The sequence below is a fragment of the Pseudomonas sp. LBUM1651 genome (assembly GCF_059716135.1).
Genome location: NZ_CP166805.1, coordinates 3,984,432 through 4,000,529 on the forward strand (window position 1 = coordinate 3,984,432; position 16,098 = coordinate 4,000,529).

At 57.8% G+C, this 16,098-nt stretch carries 23 protein-coding genes; 5 read left to right on the forward strand and 18 right to left on the reverse strand.

What is annotated here, in order from left to right; genetic code table 11:
- Positions 1-72: 72 nt before the first annotated feature.
- The 4 genes from ACA066_RS18535 to ACA066_RS18550 all read left to right on the forward strand — a co-directional run bounded on the left by ACA066_RS18535 (position 73) and on the right by ACA066_RS18550 (position 2,820).
- Positions 73-393: a hypothetical protein gene (locus ACA066_RS18535; RefSeq protein WP_497696095.1), complete on the forward strand. Its 321-nt coding sequence runs from the start codon at positions 73-75 to the stop codon at positions 391-393.
- Between the two features lie 87 nt (positions 394-480).
- Entirely contained in the window at positions 481-1,038 is a 558-nt protein-coding gene (locus tag ACA066_RS18540) for a Smr/MutS family protein (RefSeq protein WP_497696096.1), read from the forward strand.
- Positions 1,039-1,591: 553 nt separating this feature from the next.
- The gene (locus tag ACA066_RS18545) at positions 1,592-2,167 is read left to right on the forward strand and encodes a DUF4760 domain-containing protein (RefSeq protein ID WP_497696097.1); all 576 of its coding nucleotides are present in this window, start codon (positions 1,592-1,594) and stop codon (positions 2,165-2,167) included.
- Positions 2,168-2,487: 320 nt separating this feature from the next.
- On the forward strand, positions 2,488-2,820 hold the full coding sequence (locus tag ACA066_RS18550; RefSeq protein ID WP_497696098.1) for a hypothetical protein: 333 nt from the start codon (positions 2,488-2,490) through the stop codon (positions 2,818-2,820).
- Here the strand turns inward: ACA066_RS18550 and ACA066_RS18555 are convergent.
- From ACA066_RS18555 to ACA066_RS18600, 10 genes are read right to left on the reverse strand one after another with little or no spacing between them, the layout of a single operon-like run.
- Positions 2,801-3,319 (reverse strand): lysis system i-spanin subunit Rz, encoded by a 519-nt coding sequence (locus tag ACA066_RS18555; protein ID WP_497696099.1) that lies wholly within the window; start codon positions 3,317-3,319, stop codon positions 2,801-2,803. The two genes, ACA066_RS18550 and ACA066_RS18555, sit on opposite strands and share 20 nt — an antisense overlap.
- Positions 3,319-3,744 (reverse strand): cell wall hydrolase, encoded by a 426-nt coding sequence (locus tag ACA066_RS18560; RefSeq protein WP_497696100.1) that lies wholly within the window; start codon positions 3,742-3,744, stop codon positions 3,319-3,321. Before ACA066_RS18560 ends, ACA066_RS18555 begins: the two co-directional genes overlap by 1 nt.
- A gap of 59 nt (positions 3,745-3,803) precedes the next feature.
- The gene (locus ACA066_RS18565; protein WP_497696101.1) at positions 3,804-4,196 is read right to left on the reverse strand and encodes a hypothetical protein; all 393 of its coding nucleotides are present in this window, start codon (positions 4,194-4,196) and stop codon (positions 3,804-3,806) included.
- 2 nt (positions 4,197-4,198) lie between these two features.
- Complete coding sequence (locus tag ACA066_RS18570; protein ID WP_497696102.1) at positions 4,199-4,867, reverse strand: gp53-like domain-containing protein; 669 nt, start codon at positions 4,865-4,867, stop codon at positions 4,199-4,201.
- A 3-nt stretch (positions 4,868-4,870) separates the two neighbouring features.
- Positions 4,871-5,461, reverse strand: a complete 591-nt coding sequence (locus ACA066_RS18575; protein ID WP_497696103.1) for a YmfQ family protein — start codon at positions 5,459-5,461, stop codon at positions 4,871-4,873.
- Between the two features lie 8 nt (positions 5,462-5,469).
- A complete protein-coding gene (locus ACA066_RS18580) occupies positions 5,470-6,528 on the reverse strand; it encodes a baseplate J/gp47 family protein (protein WP_497696104.1) in 1,059 nt (352 codons plus the stop codon).
- Positions 6,528-6,995: a phage GP46 family protein gene (locus ACA066_RS18585; RefSeq protein WP_497696105.1), complete on the reverse strand. Its 468-nt coding sequence runs from the start codon at positions 6,993-6,995 to the stop codon at positions 6,528-6,530. The genes ACA066_RS18580 and ACA066_RS18585 overlap by 1 nt, the downstream gene beginning before the upstream one ends.
- Positions 6,995-7,513 (reverse strand): phage baseplate assembly protein V, encoded by a 519-nt coding sequence (locus ACA066_RS18590; RefSeq protein WP_497696106.1) that lies wholly within the window; start codon positions 7,511-7,513, stop codon positions 6,995-6,997. Before ACA066_RS18590 ends, ACA066_RS18585 begins: the two co-directional genes overlap by 1 nt.
- Complete coding sequence (locus ACA066_RS18595; protein ID WP_497696107.1) at positions 7,510-8,625, reverse strand: phage baseplate assembly protein; 1,116 nt, start codon at positions 8,623-8,625, stop codon at positions 7,510-7,512. Before ACA066_RS18595 ends, ACA066_RS18590 begins: the two co-directional genes overlap by 4 nt.
- Positions 8,618-9,862: a DNA circularization protein gene (locus ACA066_RS18600; protein WP_497696108.1), complete on the reverse strand. Its 1,245-nt coding sequence runs from the start codon at positions 9,860-9,862 to the stop codon at positions 8,618-8,620. Before ACA066_RS18600 ends, ACA066_RS18595 begins: the two co-directional genes overlap by 8 nt.
- A 127-nt stretch (positions 9,863-9,989) precedes the next feature.
- Between ACA066_RS18600 and ACA066_RS18605 the strand changes: the two genes are divergently transcribed.
- Positions 9,990-10,577, forward strand: a complete 588-nt coding sequence (locus ACA066_RS18605; protein WP_497696109.1) for a hypothetical protein — start codon at positions 9,990-9,992, stop codon at positions 10,575-10,577.
- Position 10,578: 1 nt separating this feature from the next.
- Here ACA066_RS18605 and ACA066_RS18610 read toward each other — a convergent pair whose 3' ends face one another.
- The 8 genes from ACA066_RS18610 to ACA066_RS18645 form a co-directional block, all read right to left on the reverse strand.
- Complete coding sequence (locus tag ACA066_RS18610; protein ID WP_497696110.1) at positions 10,579-12,318, reverse strand: phage tail tape measure protein; 1,740 nt, start codon at positions 12,316-12,318, stop codon at positions 10,579-10,581.
- 100 nt (positions 12,319-12,418) lie between these two features.
- Entirely contained in the window at positions 12,419-12,721 is a 303-nt protein-coding gene (locus tag ACA066_RS18615; protein ID WP_497696111.1) for a phage tail assembly protein, read from the reverse strand.
- On the reverse strand, positions 12,721-13,089 hold the full coding sequence (locus ACA066_RS18620; protein ID WP_497696112.1) for a phage tail tube protein: 369 nt from the start codon (positions 13,087-13,089) through the stop codon (positions 12,721-12,723). The genes ACA066_RS18615 and ACA066_RS18620 overlap by 1 nt, the downstream gene beginning before the upstream one ends.
- A gap of 24 nt (positions 13,090-13,113) precedes the next feature.
- Positions 13,114-14,586, reverse strand: a complete 1,473-nt coding sequence (locus ACA066_RS18625) for a phage tail sheath subtilisin-like domain-containing protein (RefSeq protein ID WP_497696113.1) — start codon at positions 14,584-14,586, stop codon at positions 13,114-13,116.
- Positions 14,583-14,780 (reverse strand): DUF2635 domain-containing protein, encoded by a 198-nt coding sequence (locus ACA066_RS18630; RefSeq protein ID WP_497696114.1) that lies wholly within the window; start codon positions 14,778-14,780, stop codon positions 14,583-14,585. Before ACA066_RS18630 ends, ACA066_RS18625 begins: the two co-directional genes overlap by 4 nt.
- Positions 14,777-15,331 (reverse strand): hypothetical protein, encoded by a 555-nt coding sequence (locus ACA066_RS18635; RefSeq protein WP_497696115.1) that lies wholly within the window; start codon positions 15,329-15,331, stop codon positions 14,777-14,779. Before ACA066_RS18635 ends, ACA066_RS18630 begins: the two co-directional genes overlap by 4 nt.
- 2 nt (positions 15,332-15,333) lie before the next feature.
- Positions 15,334-15,666: a head-tail joining protein gene (locus tag ACA066_RS18640; protein WP_497696116.1), complete on the reverse strand. Its 333-nt coding sequence runs from the start codon at positions 15,664-15,666 to the stop codon at positions 15,334-15,336.
- A 14-nt stretch (positions 15,667-15,680) separates the two neighbouring features.
- Positions 15,681-16,031, reverse strand: a complete 351-nt coding sequence (locus ACA066_RS18645) for a DUF2190 family protein (protein WP_497696117.1) — start codon at positions 16,029-16,031, stop codon at positions 15,681-15,683.
- Positions 16,032-16,098: the final 67 nt, after the last annotated feature.

Sequence of the window (16,098 nt, forward strand, 5' to 3'; positions counted from 1 at the left end):
AAATGTCATAGCCTCAGGAACATCCCGGTCAACTCCCGGTCGAAGGGCCGATACCCATTGAGGAAGGTCGGAATGAAGTTATCCGATGGTTTTGACGCACGCCGCTTGCGGCCCAAAGGCCAAAGCAACTGGCGTTTTCGATTCGGCGCAGCGTTCGCTGCCCTGCTGGCAACGTGCGGTGTGTTGCTGGCGATGGCCGGCGCCGCCAGCCTGCTGGGACGCCCGCCGGCACTCGGCGAGCTGAACGCCAGCCCGCTGGGCTCGGCCATCATTCTGGCGGTCGGGCTGTTCCTGCTCTACCTGGGCGTGTGGCTGTGGCGGCGTTGCCGTCGCCGCGCGCGCCAGTCGCAAGAGTTGAACATGTCCCCGCATTTGATGAAAAAACACGACTGAATTGAAGGCTCGGCATGTTGGCGGGCCCCAATTGTTATCGATCGTGTCTCGACTTGGGTAAACTGGCCGCCCTTCGCGGAGGCTGACATGCACGACGACGATTTTTCCCTGTTCAAAAGCGCGATCCAAGGCGTCAAGCCGATCAAGCACGACCGCGCCGAAACCGGCAAACCCAAGGCTGACCGCGCGCAGATCGCCAAGCTGCGTCAAGCCGCCACCGTGCGCACCGATGCCACCACCGTTGACGGTCTGTCCGATCAGTTCGTGATCGATGTCGGCCCGGAAGACGAGTTGATGTGGGCGCGCGACGGCGTGCAGGAAAGCCAGATGCGCAAGCTCAAGATCGGACAGATCCCGTTCGAAGGCAGCCTCGACCTGCACGGCATGAGCGTGGAGAAGGCCAGGGAAACCCTCTGGGCGTTCCTGGCCGAAGCGACCAAATTCGAAATCCGCTGCGTGCGCGTCACCCACGGCAAAGCCGTGCGTCTGGACGGCAAGCGGCCAATGATCAAAAGCCACGTCAACACCTGGCTGCGCCAGCATTCACAAGTGCTCGGTTTCACCTCGTGCCAGGCGAAACATGGCGGTGCCGGAGCGGTTTATGTGATGCTCAAACGCACCATGATGGAAGGTCGCGACGAGTAAAGCTGTTGCGTCAAGCTTGCAGCACCGTGTTTGCCACCGTACCCTTGCCCTTTGCGTAAAATCCCACAGGTAGTTTCATGTCCCTGGAACAGAATTACACCGCGATTCTAAAGGGGTAAGGCAAAGTAACAATAGTCAATGATTCCGGGCACTTAATTACTTAGGCGTACCCGGTTTTGACCTGCTTTACACGGTCATTGGTACAAAAAATGGTACAAGATCCGACCGACTCGCAGGTAGTGTCACTCCGAGATCACGCAACAAATTGGCCCGGCTCTACTTCGCGTCTGTGTTAGGGTCACGCGATACAATCTGACACCCAGTTTCCCCTGCTGCCTGTCGATCCCGCTTTAAGGCTGGTTGACAAAGGTGTCAACGACCACCAAGATAGGTTTAGCAGAAATCGGGCATAATCTGCCCCCAATCACTAGGAGATGAGCCATGACTGAGATCATTATCAAGCGTGAAGAGTACGAAGGTCTGTAAAAGCCCGCTCATTAATCCCTAAAAAATGGAGGCCATTGGTCTCCATTTTTTTCGTCGAGAATTTCATATGGAAATGCTTTGCCAATCTGTCTCGCCGCTACTCACAGATCTTGGTTCTGAAGTACTACGCAATGTTCTCTTAATTTTTGGCCTGGCAACGGCAATCGCATCTGTCTGGACGAGCAAGGTCATAGCCAAGCGAAAGCAAACAGCTGATCTGATGTTCGGCAGCCGAACAGACGATCAATTGAGAGATGGATACGCTGTGATCCGACAGCTCCATGATGATCCGAACGGCAACATTCGAGCGATCTTATCTGATAAAAAGGCCATCCCTGACGATCCGGTCGAAGCAACTAAATACGAGAAGCAGAAAGAAAATTCCGTAAAAGTCAGCTACGTATTGAATTATTGGGAACGGATAAGCATCGGTATTGATGAAGGTATTTATGACGAGCGTATGCTGAGGTACGCAAGCAATACCAGCCTAATCAATCTATACACCCAGTCGCTGCCATTCATCGAAGCTGTTCGTGAACGCTCACGCGTACCAACTTATTTTGTGGATATCGAGCGACTCGCGCTTCGCTGGAAAAGTATGCCGCTGAAGCCTAAGAAGATTAAGAGAATTAACCTGATTTGATTCGCCCCACTCGCTTTGTTCAGAATTTGGATCGTGTTAAAGCCTGGGATGCCGCATAAAAATAGACCAAGGCCTTTTAAATCAAGGCCTTGAGTTCGAAATCCCCCTCTAAAACCACCCACTTTTGCGACTCTTTGGAACCCAATAAACATTGGTCCAAACGGTTGCGTTTTGGGGAAGAATTGTCAGCAGCTTTCCACCCTCCCCGGCGTCCTGCCGAACGAACACAAACCTCAAATCCTACTGCTCGTCGCCGCACCCTCGCCCAATCATCGCGGCTCGATTACTGTATATCCAAACAGTACAGATAAGGCCTCACCGTGGACACACACGAAATCGAAGACACCAGCGACTGGCTGGGCTCGCCCTCCCGGCTGGAGACTGTCCAGCATTATGCGAGCATGCTCGAGGAAGACATCCAGGCGCTGAAGCGGGAGCTGCGCGCAGCGAAGGAAAACATTTCAGGCTTGGTCAAAATGAACGACGAGCTTTCGGCGGATCTGACGAGAGCCCGAGCATGGCTGGCGAACCGAGAAGCCGAAACCACTGTGCAATTGGGCGAGATCCAAAGCCTTACCTTGGTCTTGTCCCAAAAGGAAAGGATCATTCGCGAGCTGCAGGCGCGAATGCCCATCAGCGATTCACTTCTCTGACGTATGCCTGGCACGCCTTCAGCGCAATCAATCCTTGGTCGCCGGCATCGGTGATGGCGACAATTCGTTGAGCATGCGCTGGGTCAAGTCGGGCGCGCGTTCCTCCATGAACCACGCTGACGGTTTCGGAACCGGTGAGCACTGAACAGCCACTGGCTGAATCCGCGGCGTCGATAAGGACTGACAGGCGCAGATCAGAAGTGGCAAGGCGATCGCGCAGACGAGCTTGATTGGTTTGAGCATCGCTCAGTTCCTTGTGGTGGGTTTGGTCGCTCGCCGCCAGACGCTGCTCCAGCGCAAGGCGCTTGTCCTGATCGGTGCGCACCTGAACAGCGGCCGCATTGCTGATGCCAGTCAGATCGGACTGGTGCAGTCGGGCCTGCTCGGCAAGCTGCTTTCCATAGCGCCAGTCCTGCACCTTCCATGTGCCAGCTGCGGCGCCACCCATCAACACCGCAACCAACACCAACAGAGCTATCAGCTTCTGCGCCGCAGTCATCAGGGCACATCCTTGAAGAAGACGTGACCACCAATCTTCACCGTCTGTTTTGCCCCCTTCGTCCATGTCGGCGCCTTCATCATCGCAGAGGCGTAGTAGTGCGTGGCGCCGCCGGTGGGATCTGGCACCTTCCCATCGATCACCTGGTCAGCCGCAATCCGTGCCTGCGCCAGCTCTCGAAATTGGATCTGTTTAATGCCGATCAAGAACACGTAGTTCGGGTCGTTCTTGTTCCAGCAACTGAACTGGTACGACTTCTGGCACACACCGGCGTAGCCCTCGCCCCACCATGATTTGTCCTTGCCGTCGTTCACGCGGTTGCGGATAGTCCAGGCCACAGCGATCTGGCCGGCCAGGCTTTCGCCGCGCGCCTCCCCCCACAGAGTGCGGGCGAGGATGTCTCGGTCTTTTTCGGTAACTGGCATTGCTTTTCTCCGGGCACAAAAAAACCGCTCAATGGCGGCCTGTTTACAGCTTCTACGGCTTACGGCCAGGGATAGAGTTGCTGGATTTCCTCGAAGCGAGAAATACCCGCATCACGTATCGCCTCCCAGCCGTTCTCGCCCATCGCCTGCATGCGCTGCGCTTCGGAGAAATAGCGGTCGCTACCCGTCAATGGCTCGGCATAGGCCTGCAAGCGCAGTACTTCGATTTCCTCGCGGGAGAGCGGCAGCAAAGGTGGTAAGTCAACCCAGGCCGGGCGACCATCAACAGAGCCAAGCCGTTTGCTTTCAGGCGGGGGTTGCTTCCAGTACTTAGCCTGCTCTTCACCATCAAGAAGGACCGCAGCAGCAGGCCAGCGTTCTTCCGGGTAGGTGCCGTCATCCCTAAATTGAGCCGGGATGAAGCCGAGTGTTTCTGGATTAAAATAAACCATGGTTAGTATCCTATGCAGAGGGCGCGTGGGATGGCCGTACCAGAAACACCTGTTGGGTTCCCGACGGTGAGACTGGCCTTCGATGTTGTGAGCCCTGTCGGCGACTCAAATGCAACCATCGCAGCGCCACTAACATATTTGGCAGTTGGGATCACAGCCACCACTCCATTAGGAAACGTTATAGGGAAGTTGACGTCCTGAGCGGCGGACCCGCCGCCTACAACAGTCGCGCTAACGCCTGAAGCCCACTGAAAGATTAATCCGCCAGGTACGTCGGGGATGCGGATATAGTCGCTGGCTGCGAAAGTTCTCTTCGGGAACCATGCAGTAATAAGCGCCAGTACCCCGGCCGGATTGGACATCACAGTTGTCAGTACGCCGGCCAATTGCTCGGGCGACGTGCCAAATCTGGAGATACCTTTGATCGTTGTGGTCGCATCTGCAGCGCCAGCTGCAATCAGCTTCTTGATGGCGGCAACCAGCTGATTGTTGGCGGCCTTGTTAAGAGGAATTGCTGGAACAACCGCCGGGTCGCTGATTACAGAGATGATCTCTTCTTGTATGGCGTTTGCCCAATCGTCGGTAACCATCGTGGCTTGTACACCACCAACCGGATCGCCATCGGTGAACCTGTTGTCGGCAGTAGCTCCAGGCCCGTCAATTCTGTGCATGCGTCAATCTCCGTAGGCGAAGAGCGCGATCGTGTGCGCTGGCTTCAATTGATTTATTTTGCATTCGAGGGTGTCGTTACCCCAGGTGCGCAACCTTTCCCCCACGGCAGACCGGCCAACTCGGAAGCTGGTTACTGTTACTTCGGGGGCACGGATCAGCCATGTGAAAACCCATGGCCCGTTTGTAAGGGAGTCACCTGCGCGCGACATGCCCACCCTGAAAGGTCTGAACTGCTCGATCGTCACCGTGTACCCAAGCGATGCGGCCAGCTCAATGAAGTACGCGGCGGATTGACCGCCGGTACTGGTGAGCTTGGTCAGCAATGCGTTTCGGCGCCCCTGCAACGTCTCCTCGAGGACGCCCGAACACTTATCGGGAAGCCCTGCCACCCGCTCCCAATCCGACAGCAACTCTGCCGACGTGGTTGGGTTTGCCTCCTGTGGCAAGACGCTGGCCCGCCCATCGACGCGTGCGAGCTCGATCGACATGCCGTCGAGGAGATCATGCAAAGTGGTGCCTGGATCGCGAGGGAAGGCCTGACCAGGTGGAAGCAGCGCTTTTAGCTGCTCCCTGTATTCAGCAGCTGTCGGCATTGCGCCTCCTACAGGGCAGAAAAGGTGAACGTTCCGGGAACAGCCATGTGCCCAGCAGCGTGCGTAACGTCCGCGGTGGGCGCGTCGATCCGGTTGTTATCCTCGCCCGCAGCCAGTGACACGGCTTCGTGCAGGCGGCTGACCAGAATCACACCGCCTGGCTCAGAGTCACGATCGATGAGGTCACCAACCTCAGCACGGACTGCGTTCTGAACAGCAGTGGTGTTCGGCTGAAGCTTGATGTTCATGTTCAGCGGGTCGGGTATAGGCGCCACAACGAAGACCTCTGCTGTTACTGGCGCGCGCTCATTGATGTATGCCTGCACCTCGGCGACCTTTGCTGGCGATGGGATGATGTCCTCATCCTCGTCGCAGACGAACATCACCGTCACGGTGCCGACGCCCATCTGCTGCGGGTAAACCCAAACTCGAGTTACACCCGCCACTTCCAGCGCCCACTGTTCGTAGTCGGACTTCGCCCCGCCGTGTGGGGGCTGTTGAATCCGCGCCAGCAAGCGGGCCAGCAGTCTTTCGTCCGACTCAACGTCGACACCACCCTCAAGCTTGGTGGTGGTCACCCCTGTCGATTGAACGCCTTCGACTGGTGACAGCAAGAAGATGGGCAGGCCTGTGCCGAAATTGCCCTGCTCGCCAGCCTCCAGCGCCAAGACCGGAAAGCTCAGCGAGCCACCGCTGAATGTCGAATCCGCGAGCGCCTTGTACTGCACTCTGTCCTGTCGCTGCACAATCGTGCCGGCGAGAACGGTCGAAGTAGCTGCGCCCGGGAAAGCCACCTGACCACCAGCAAAGCCGGCCGTCTTCGGGATGACTTTCCAGATCGCAGCCCAGCGCCGCAGATATTCGCCCGTGGAAGTGTCGATGATCGTTTGCTTGGCTATCCAGTCGAGGTAGCCGTACAGCAGGTGGACGGCACCAGCCTCAGACTGGCCAACAACCCCAAGCAGAGATCGGCGCAGCACCGCGCTGTCGACACCCGTCACCCGGCTGCTGATGTCCGTGATTACTCGGTTGATCAGCTCGGTTAATGTGGGTCTTGCAAATGGCATCAGGCAGACCTCTTCGCGGCTTGAGCCGCCCATTCGTAGTTGAATCGATAACGAACCGGCGAGCCGGTTGGCTTGTAAATATCGACGAGGATCAGCATCCAGCCTTGGGCTATAAACTCGGCGGTGACATCGACGCGAGTCGCGACCAAGTCTTCAATCATCCAGGCCAGCGCTTCGCGGCAATACTGCTGGGCACGGCTCAAGACTTGAGGCAGTTGCTTTTCACGGGCCAGAAGCCAGAGCAGCGAACCGGTCTGATCAGACGGTGAAGCGTTGCTGATATCGCCCCAGTAGCCCCGCAGATCGTCTTGCGGAAGCTCGACCGGGATCTGTTCAGGACTGGCGCGACGATCGGTGAAAAGGCTAATGATCACGGCGGTTTCGAGGCCGTCGTCGCGAGCCAGATCGAAGCCGGACAAAACCAACTCCCCGCCGTTTTCGGTCATTACCATCGCGGCATCGGCCATCAGTTAGGTACTCCTGCGCCACCGCTGGCATGTGTATGGGTGCTGTCGACGCGCTTGCCGTTGTTCGTGATCATCCCCGTGGAATCGAAGTTCCCCAGGATTTTCATGTTTCCGACCAGTTCAAGGTCGCCGATCAGCTTGATCGTCGGCGCCAGCACTTCGGCGTGCTGAACCGCTGTGACTTTCACCATCTCGCGCAGCAGCTCGATCTTGTTGCCCAGGTCGTCATAAATCGCGACTTCGCCGGCCTCCAGCGGAATCCGGTACCGGCGATCATCGATCACAAGAACAATGCCCTGCTCACGGTTTCCGCCATTAAATGCGACGGCGCAGTCGCCGCCGGTTGGGTGGCTGGTGAAGCCGTAGTTCTGCATGTGCTCCAAGCCGTCGCGTAGCTCGTCCTTGAGCAGTTCGACCTGCACCTGTTGCCGAGGGCCGGTGTCGGTAACGCTGCGCAATACGCCGCGACCGAACATCATCCTTACCCGGCTACCTAATTCTCGGAGAGCGTCACTCATTTATTTCGATCCTCTTCCGGGATTGCCTCACGCCAAATGTTTCGCGAGCCCTTCTTACTTTTTTTGGATTGCTTACCATCTGGTGGCTCAGGATCGAATGCCTGCGGGCTGACGATTTCGAGCTTCGCAGTGGTACCACCCTCGCCTCGCTCGTAGGTCACCTGACGGATGAGCATCCAGCCATCCATACGAAGCCAGGACGACCGCACATAGACCAACAACCCAGGTTCCCAAAGCGGGCCGTCTGGGCTCTGGCGCCAGCCCTGCACAGAAACACTCGCGGCGGCTCCCTTGCCGATCCGGCTGTTCGCTTCCCAGGTGGCGCGATCCTTGAGGCTCGATGATGTTCCCCCCGTCTCGGCGACCAGCAACATCGGCCGATATCGCTTGATGCCACTGTCGGTGACCGCGCCCTCGATATGCGCCTCGGTCTCCCCGGTGCTGTCGGGGCTGTAACTGGACTGACCTTTCACCAGGTAGCTGCTGAAGCGCTGGCTGTGATCGATCGTTCCGCTCGCGCTCAGGATGTTTTCACCCTGGACCAGCGAAGCGGATGCGCGACGTACACCTGCGCGGGTGATCAACAAACCGCCGGCGCCGTCCGGCATCAACAACGCTTTGCGCTGGCGGGCGTATCGCTCGATAGCTTTGAATGCTGTCTCTCCCTGTTGCAGCTTGCAGACTGGAAACGGCTCGCCCACATCAATATCGGCAATCACCTTCACGTCGAATGGCGCTGCGAGAATCTGCGCGAACCTGAGCAAATCGATGTTTTTCCACTCGTCCGGGGCGTGCACGGCGCTGCAATCGACGAGGTCGGCGACTTTGTCCCGGCCTTGGATATTGATGGTGTGGTCATTGGAGCCGTACGAGGGTTTGAAGATGTCGACGTAGCCAACCACCATTCGGAAGCTGGCCAGCCGAACCTCGCACTTGTCACCAGGGATGATCGGCCACGGCTCCAATTGGGCGGCGGAACTCTCACTCCCCTCCCATCTTTCGGTGAGCGTGGCAGTGAAAGCAGTGGTCGCCGCGTCAATTGCCCGGGTCACGCCGAGTGACGTCCAGCCGGAGTAGTTCATACCATTGACCAGCAGTTCGAGGTCATCCATCTGCAAGAACCTCGAGCTGGTTACCACCCATCAGGAAGCCAGGGTGAGGCGGATTGTTTCGGGCGGCGATTTCGTCGGCCCGGCCGGCATCGCCATAAATCTGGTAAGCCACCAACAGAGACGGCAATGTTTCCCGAGGTACGTACTGAACAATGCGAGCAAGGTCTTGCTCTGGATTTGGAACAGCCTGAACTACGCTGGTGCGCAAATCCGAGAGCGCAACGTAAACCTCGTCGTTTGGAGTTGTCTCTGCTTCGGTGTCGATGCGGCCAACCAGGTCCTCGCGGACTTTGATCGCCGCTTGGTAGCTGTCGTACACGACAGGGCTGACAGATACTTGAGTCACGCCACTCGGTGTAACCGTCGCGGTCTGCGTGACAACCGCGGCTTTGGCAGCCTCGGCTACAGCGACCTGGCGCACCAAGGAATTCATGGCCGTGTAGTTCGTAGCCTGCTGCTGACGACTCGGCGTCGCCGTGCTGCCCGAATAACTGCCGGTCGATCGATCAAAAAGACTGGTCAGCATACTGAATGCGTTGCTACCAAAGGCCGACCGGACCGAACCGATTAAACTCGTAATCCGGTTCACCATATTCAAAGGCTGCTGCACCAAGCTGAACGCATCAGATGCCAACCCTTGGGCTTGCATATAGAAATCAGAAGCGGCCTGAAGGTCGCCGCCGAAAGTCTTTCCGGGAGCCGCCATAAACTCGCCCAGATCAGCAAGGCCAGTTGCAGCCGAGTCCGCGACGTGAGCCGGAAAACCATTTGTAAGGAAGTCCGAAACAAAGCTTTGTTCAGCAGCGGCGGTGACCGTGTTTGCCTTCGCGTCGATCGCATTGACGGTGTCGACCTTTGCCGAAGGGTAAGAGGCCTCGCCTGACTCCAGGAAGGTCAGTTTAACCAGGCACATGCCGCCTTCGTTGGAGCTCTCGCTTACGCCAAGCCCTCGACAGGTGACCGTCATCTCGCCGCGATACGGATGAACCAGAACGCCAGGGCCTGCGGTTTCGCAAGCCTTGATCAGTTCGTCCCGCTGGGTCTGGTATTCAGCGCCGATCAGATACCCGGATACAGAAAATTCACGAGCCTTTCGGCCGAGATCCTCGGTATAAGGAACATCCCTTTGCGCGTGCTCGTGCACTGCTTGGCGGCGACCATGGGTACTGTCGGCTGACTCCACGTAAAATGCCACGCCGCGAAAACTCGCGGGGCGGTAGTTGTCTCGCCAGGTCATGTCCTCGCTCCAGCACAAAGACCCAGCAAATGGCCGGGTGCGGTAAAAGTGGTTGGCAGGCCCCAACACAAACCGCGAATAGCAATTTATGATTGGGCGCACTCATGGTTTTAAAAGGAATTGCGAAGTGAAAATAATCGGAGCTGTATTTCTATCGGTGTTGGTGGGCAGTACTCACGCAGCCGATCGCTTACAAACCGTTCAGGTAGCTGGTCTGTCAGTACCCGGCACGCCTACAACAGGCAAAGAACTGGGATTCACAGACTGCGTCGACAAATACAGCTATTACGAATGCAAGAGGACAAAGCCGACTGTGATCTATGGCGCAAAGGCCAGCACAGCTTCAGTATTTATCGATGGCAAAGACAATTTCTCGACAAGCAATAACGTCTCCAGCGGCCCCAAAGTTTCTGACGTGGCGCCGGACAAGTTGTCGTATAAATCCATTCGGCTGGACTTCCACATTACTGAGCGTGAGTTGCTAGAAAACGCGCTTGTTGCTGACGGATGGCTGAAAAGTGGCACCGGGAACTCACGGGCCTATTTCAAGGAGGGTGTGCCCGCCACTTTCAGCATCCATCGGTCACTTACGCAGCTCAGCCCAATGGATTTAGCCGAGGTGAACAGCCAGGTTGTGGAGCTGAAAGCAAAGGCCGCCGAAGCAGCCAAGGCCAGCGCCAGCGCCACCTCTTTCATTGACGCAATGAAAAAGTAGGTCAGCCAGGTGAAGCCATGGAGTAGCCAAGGTTCGTATCAAACTGCGCGCCTTGACTACCCTCGGTTTTTACCTGAACACCTCTTGGCATGTTCGTAAAGTCCACCTTCACGCGTACTTCAGCTGGATCCTGAGATGCTTGGGTGATCTTGGCCGTAGTATTGCCGACCTGAGCTGCGCGCCGACCGATATCGGCCAGATCCTTTTCAGCTCCAGGAGCAGCAGCCCCGGACTCAGGTGCCTGCGTTTGTGCCGCTGACTGACCTGAGCCAGAGCCATCGCCCGCTGCAATATCGCCCGAAACTTCGATCCCGAGCATTTTCGCCGCCCAGTCAGGAATGGCGCTTTTCATTGCGCTGATTGCGTCCTTGACCTTCGCCCCGAGGATCGCCCCTAAGTCCCAGCCAGTCAGGTACTGGACCAGCCCCATGAACGCCTCGGTCATCAACGTAACGGGGTTATATTCTTTCCACAGCTTCCAGATGCCGTTGATGATCCCGTCGCTGAATGCGGCTTTCACGCCAGCCCACTTCTCTTCAAAGAAGGCCACGATCTGATCCCAGTTCTTGTAGATGATGTAAGCAGCAGCACCCACCGCCGCGATAGCCGCTAGAAACCAGCCAACCGGCGTGGTAAGGATCGCTACGCCCAGCCCCTTGAACGCCAGCGCGAGATTGAAAATGCTGACGATGAGCCCACCACCGATGTACGCACCCAAGGCAGCGAACACGACATTGGCCCCGCCGAAGGTGTCTGACAGCCATCCAATCGCGCTGATGACCGGCTGAATACCGTCGTACAGATCACCAAGGAAGCCGGTGATTTTCTGGATGTTACCCGGCAAATTCTTGGCAAAGCTGGTGGCGAATGCTTCGATCTGAGGGCGATACTTGACGATCGTATCCGTCAGCCATTTACCCATTTTGCTCAGTTCTGGGACAAGCGCGGTACCGATGACGTTACCGGCGCCCTGCAGTGCGAATTTCAGCGTGTCGATTACGTCGCCAAATTCCTCTCCTTGGCGAACTGCGTCGTCGCTCAGAACAATACCAAGCCGAGCGGCCTCTGCTGTCATCTCCCCCAACCCAGCACTACCACCTCGGATCAGCGGCAGAAGCTCAGTCGCGCTCTTGCCGAAGATTTTCACGGCAGCTTGCGCTTGAAGCGCCGGATCCTTAATTTTCGAGATTCGATCAACGAACATGTTGAACTGCTCGTCGGTATTTTTTAAAGAGCCGTCCGTGTTCTTGAGATTAATACCAAGGCCCGCGAACATATCCTTGAACTCTTTCGAGCCCTTTGTAGCGTTGCCTACCGCGAGATTCATTTTCATAAGCGCGCCGGCCATTGTCTCGGCTGACGAGCCCGTGAGCTTTGCGGCGAATCCCAGCTGCTGCAAGCGCTCACGGCTAGCACCAGTGCGCTCAGCGGTGTCACCAATGGCGCCCGTTGCGTCGGCGTATCCATTGATGAAAACACCAAGCGCCGCGCCAGTGATGCCCAGCGTCGCGCCGAGCCCCAATAGCTTTGATGAGCTCTCGCCTACCGCGCTGCCGACGCCACCAACAGCATGGCCGACATTCTTCAGGCTGTTAGTGAAAACTGGCAGGCCGGCGCGATCGAGCGCCTTACTGACGCCGGCACTGGCTGCCTGGACTTTGCCCATGATTCCGCGCAAAGGACCGGTCAGCTGGTCAACGGCCTTGATGATTACGTTTAGTCCGTAGCCTTTGTCTGCCACCCCGTCCACTCCTCTGCCCGCTCAAGCCACCAGTTCAACTCGTCGAAGTCCATTTCCATGACCTCAGAGGGCTGCACGCCCATTACCTTGACGACAGCAGTCACGCCGGACTGCCACCCCCCAGGTGCTTCAGCAAAAAATCGCGCGCTTCCTGAATGATTACACCCTGATCGTCCTCACCCATCTCATCGACGAAAGCCGGTGCTCGCCCAACCATCTTGGAGCCGAGGTCAATAAGGGTGGAGAAATCGAGATCGAGAGCACCGTTGCCCTTGCCGTCCGACGTGACCCGCAGCGAGTAACCCCGCAGGTACTTCAGCTTGCGAGTCACGGTAACCTCAGTGATCGTTTCGCTGCCGAACTCGACCGGTTCGATCAGCACGATCTTTTTTTCCTTCGCCATTACTTGACCTCCTCGGCCGACTTACCTTCAAAACGCGCGCCCACGTTACCCTCGCCGGTGTTGCCCGTGCCTTCACTGGCGTACCAGGCTTCACGCAAGACGATTACTTTGCCGTTGGCCAACTCGAGAGTGATCGTGGATTCGCTGATACCCACCAGCGCCTCAAGACTCATCTCTTGGCGATCAGTAACCTCGCCCTCGATGAACGGGATCTGCGGAACCTCCTTATAGCCGTGGACGCCGTCGGAACCGACAACGCCCTCTTTTTTCGGCAAGCCGAGGTTGTAGGTGAAGTCACCCTTGGCGAAATACATATCGCCGTCGATCTTCAAACTGATGATGCCGCCAATGCGGTTTTTGCCAGCCATGTGATGTTTCTCCCGGAGGCCGCCTTACAGGCGGAATTGAATCTTGTTGGCGACGATCCGCAGTTGGTTGACCAGGTCCGGCGGCAAAAGCATGTCGAGACGATTCGGGTCACTGACGTTGCGCTCAGAGATGAGGTTGGCCTTGAAGTCGTCGATGTTCTCGACGAGCCCGATGTCCTCCCACTCACGGAACTTGGCGATGGCCTCAGCCTTCATCACGTTCGGCGTGACGACGGCTTGGCCAATACCGTAGCGAGTACCGTTGTTTGCCAGCTTGTGGCGCGGGTACTTTCGCAGGACGTAGTCGCGCCAGTCATGGCGGATGAACATCAGAGTGAACATGGTTTCACTGTCTAGGTAACTGATGTCGGACGCGCCGGCGGCGTTGGTTTTGTAAGTGGTGATCAGGCGCTCGACGAGCATGGTGCCGTCGGTGGAAACCTTGCTGGTGGCGATGCCATCGAACAGCAGCAGGTTGCGCTCTTCGTTGGTGAGTCGATCAGCGGCAGCAGGCGGCAAGCACCATGCGTAAGCCAGGTTCTGAATCGGCCGGGCCGGATCGATGGCCGCGTAATACGCCGCAATCGCCATCGTTTCAGCAGCCTTCTCATAAGCCGGCATCGGCTCATCGTTGGCCATGATGATGGTGAGGTGCTGGCTGTTGTGACTGTCGCCGATGGTGCCGAGCGAACCCTGGGTACCGCGCGCGGCCGCAAAGGCGTGCGCCTCGATCTCACGATTCCAAGCGAAGCGACTGTTCAGTTCGGTTTTGATGCTGGCCAGACTGGCGGCGTCGGTGTAAGGAACCGCCCAGGTATGCAACCACTCATCACCGAGGGCGGCCAGCGCGGTGTCCAGCGAAGGGTTGCCGGAACCGTTCGTGAATGCGGTGACGGTGGCACCGACACCAGCAGGCAAAGCCTGACCCGCGTAATAGTTCACCCGCGCATCAAGACTGTTGCCCGCCTCGCCTTTGTGGCGACTGGTCAGTGTCACAGTGGCGGTGGCTGCGGCGGCAGTGACTGGCATATCGGCTGCAGCATTGATTGCGGCGGCAGCCGCAGTGGCAATGGCTGTCGCTGCGTCACCGCTGACAACACCAACCGAAACGCGGCGCCCCGCAATCATCAGTTCGATAGTGCCGGACGCGGTAGCCGGGCCGGTGAAGACCACGGTGCCCGTCGCGGCAACGCCGGCGGCATTGTCGATCAGCGGCATCACCAGCAGTTCGGTGTAGGTGTCGATTGCCATGGCGGCACGCACCATACCGGCGAGCATGGAGCCGGCGCCGAACTGGGTATCCGCTTGCGCAGGGCTGGTCACACGGATCAGGGTATTGGCCGCTGCGAGCCCGGCAGTCAACTTTTGGCCGATCAACAGACGGCGGTAGGTGACAGACTGCGGACCGCGTACGGCCTTGCTGTTGTCGATCTCGCTGACAACGCCCGGCTTACGCAGCGATCCAGGCCCAGGGATGGTGTCGAATCCGAGACTCATTGTTTTTCACCTTTCACGGTTGAGGCCTGGGCTTCAGGCTGTTCAGTTTCAAAAACCACGTCACCGGACGCTTCCTTGCGGATCCAGTAACTGTTCTTTTCCAGCGTCTTGCCTTCTTCCGGCAATGCCTCATAGCTGCCAGGGATCCGCACCAGGCGCCCCTCGACGGGTTTAACCAGCACTCGGGTGGTCATGGGTTCAGGTCCTCTATGATCGTTTTGGCACGATCCGCCGGATTGGGTTGGGCATTGCCAAGGCTGAACTCGGTTTTGATCGACTTCATATCTGGCAGGCTTTCGTTGAAGAGATCGTCGGGGTGACGATCGAAGTACTCGGCCTCGAAGATGAGGCGACAGGCGCCGGTCAAATGTTCTGACTGATCGAGAAGCACCATGCGAGATCGCACGTATTGCAGGTCGTTCGCCGTATCGCCGAGCGTGTCGTCCATGAGCAGCAGCCTTTCGACTTGCCGGGCCAACGTGTCCAGCGTGTCGTCCAGCGCCTCGTTACCTTCGGCGTGGATCTCCACCACCAATTCCACCCGGCGCCGGTATTCCCGCGGCGCCTGGTTAAAAATCTCGCCGGAGTCGTCCATGGTGTAAACGATGATCGCGGGGAGTTCGCTCTGCCATCCGTTGGAAATGAGCGGCGCCACGCGGCTGGCATAGACGCTTGCGCCGGCATTGGTGGCCCCCATCAAGACCGCAACGGCCTGCTTGCGGATCAGTTCTCTTGGGTGAGCCATTTTCAAACCTTCCGGAGGGTAATCGTTACGCCAGCCACACCATCGAACTGAGGCTCGTTGATCATGTACAACACACCGCGCGCCCGAACTCGGTCACGGTTTGTTGGGTTGTTGGGCAGATCAATAAGGCGAACGCCAAGAATCGGGCTATTGGTCGATACCGGCGCGCCCGTCTCCGGATCAACGGTGACGTGAGCGGTATCAAACACGGCTTGGGCCAGCGGCACGCCGGGCTCGATTCCATCGGTCAGCCAGTACACGGCCCCCAATGGATCAAGGGCCGCCGTTGGCTCGCTGAAGGTTCGAATCGAAACGCCGAGCATGCGCTGGGCCATGGAGGCCCAGCCCATTACACGGGCGCCGGGGCAGAAACGCCGTTGAGACGGCAGGCGCCGGTCGCGCTCGGGTTGGCCGCGATCTCGGTTGCCGCGCCCACCAGCACCAGGCCGGTTGCAGAAACGTTGGTGAGCGCCCGGCTGGTGGTGTTCATGTAGATCAGGTCGCCCTGGGCCCAGGCCTGCGCACTGATTTTGGTCAGGCCGAACACACCGCAGAGCTTCAGCACTACCGATGCGCCTGCTACTTCAGTGGTGGCCGCAACGCCAATGAACGCGCCGACTTTGTAGAGCTCGCCCGAGAGGGTACCGCCCGCCGGGGCGATGACGGTGATGCAGTCGCCGGACTGGATAAAGGTCTTCATGCAAGGTCCCCTTCAGAGACTGAAACTGGAAAGACAAAAAGGGCGCCACTTGGCGCCCTTTGGGGTT

What these genes read in the sequence shown, in the direction of transcription:
- ACA066_RS18535 (WP_497696095.1), top strand. Translation starts at nt 73, where the DNA reads ATGAAGTTATCCGATGGTTTTGACGCACGCCGCTTGCGGCCCAAAGGC.
- ACA066_RS18540 (WP_497696096.1), top strand. Translation starts at nt 481, where the DNA reads ATGCACGACGACGATTTTTCCCTGTTCAAAAGCGCGATCCAAGGCGTC.
- ACA066_RS18545 (WP_497696097.1), top strand. Translation starts at nt 1,592, where the DNA reads ATGGAAATGCTTTGCCAATCTGTCTCGCCGCTACTCACAGATCTTGGT.
- ACA066_RS18555 (WP_497696099.1), bottom strand. Translation starts at nt 3,319, where the DNA reads ATGACTGCGGCGCAGAAGCTGATAGCTCTGTTGGTGTTGGTTGCGGTG.
- ACA066_RS18560 (WP_497696100.1), bottom strand. Translation starts at nt 3,744, where the DNA reads ATGCCAGTTACCGAAAAAGACCGAGACATCCTCGCCCGCACTCTGTGG.
- ACA066_RS18565 (WP_497696101.1), bottom strand. Translation starts at nt 4,196, where the DNA reads ATGGTTTATTTTAATCCAGAAACACTCGGCTTCATCCCGGCTCAATTT.
- ACA066_RS18570 (WP_497696102.1), bottom strand. Translation starts at nt 4,867, where the DNA reads ATGCACAGAATTGACGGGCCTGGAGCTACTGCCGACAACAGGTTCACC.
- ACA066_RS18575 (WP_497696103.1), bottom strand. Translation starts at nt 5,461, where the DNA reads ATGCCGACAGCTGCTGAATACAGGGAGCAGCTAAAAGCGCTGCTTCCA.
- ACA066_RS18580 (WP_497696104.1), bottom strand. Translation starts at nt 6,528, where the DNA reads ATGCCATTTGCAAGACCCACATTAACCGAGCTGATCAACCGAGTAATC.
- ACA066_RS18585 (WP_497696105.1), bottom strand. Translation starts at nt 6,995, where the DNA reads ATGGCCGATGCCGCGATGGTAATGACCGAAAACGGCGGGGAGTTGGTT.
- ACA066_RS18590 (WP_497696106.1), bottom strand. Translation starts at nt 7,513, where the DNA reads ATGAGTGACGCTCTCCGAGAATTAGGTAGCCGGGTAAGGATGATGTTC.
- ACA066_RS18595 (WP_497696107.1), bottom strand. Translation starts at nt 8,625, where the DNA reads ATGGATGACCTCGAACTGCTGGTCAATGGTATGAACTACTCCGGCTGG.
- ACA066_RS18600 (WP_497696108.1), bottom strand. Translation starts at nt 9,862, where the DNA reads ATGACCTGGCGAGACAACTACCGCCCCGCGAGTTTTCGCGGCGTGGCA.
- ACA066_RS18615 (WP_497696111.1), bottom strand. Translation starts at nt 12,721, where the DNA reads ATGGCGAAGGAAAAAAAGATCGTGCTGATCGAACCGGTCGAGTTCGGC.
- ACA066_RS18620 (WP_497696112.1), bottom strand. Translation starts at nt 13,089, where the DNA reads ATGGCTGGCAAAAACCGCATTGGCGGCATCATCAGTTTGAAGATCGAC.
- ACA066_RS18625 (WP_497696113.1), bottom strand. Translation starts at nt 14,586, where the DNA reads ATGAGTCTCGGATTCGACACCATCCCTGGGCCTGGATCGCTGCGTAAG.
- ACA066_RS18630 (WP_497696114.1), bottom strand. Translation starts at nt 14,780, where the DNA reads ATGACCACCCGAGTGCTGGTTAAACCCGTCGAGGGGCGCCTGGTGCGG.
- ACA066_RS18635 (WP_497696115.1), bottom strand. Translation starts at nt 15,331, where the DNA reads ATGGCTCACCCAAGAGAACTGATCCGCAAGCAGGCCGTTGCGGTCTTG.
- ACA066_RS18640 (WP_497696116.1), bottom strand. Translation starts at nt 15,666, where the DNA reads ATGGCCCAGCGCATGCTCGGCGTTTCGATTCGAACCTTCAGCGAGCCA.
- ACA066_RS18645 (WP_497696117.1), bottom strand. Translation starts at nt 16,031, where the DNA reads ATGAAGACCTTTATCCAGTCCGGCGACTGCATCACCGTCATCGCCCCG.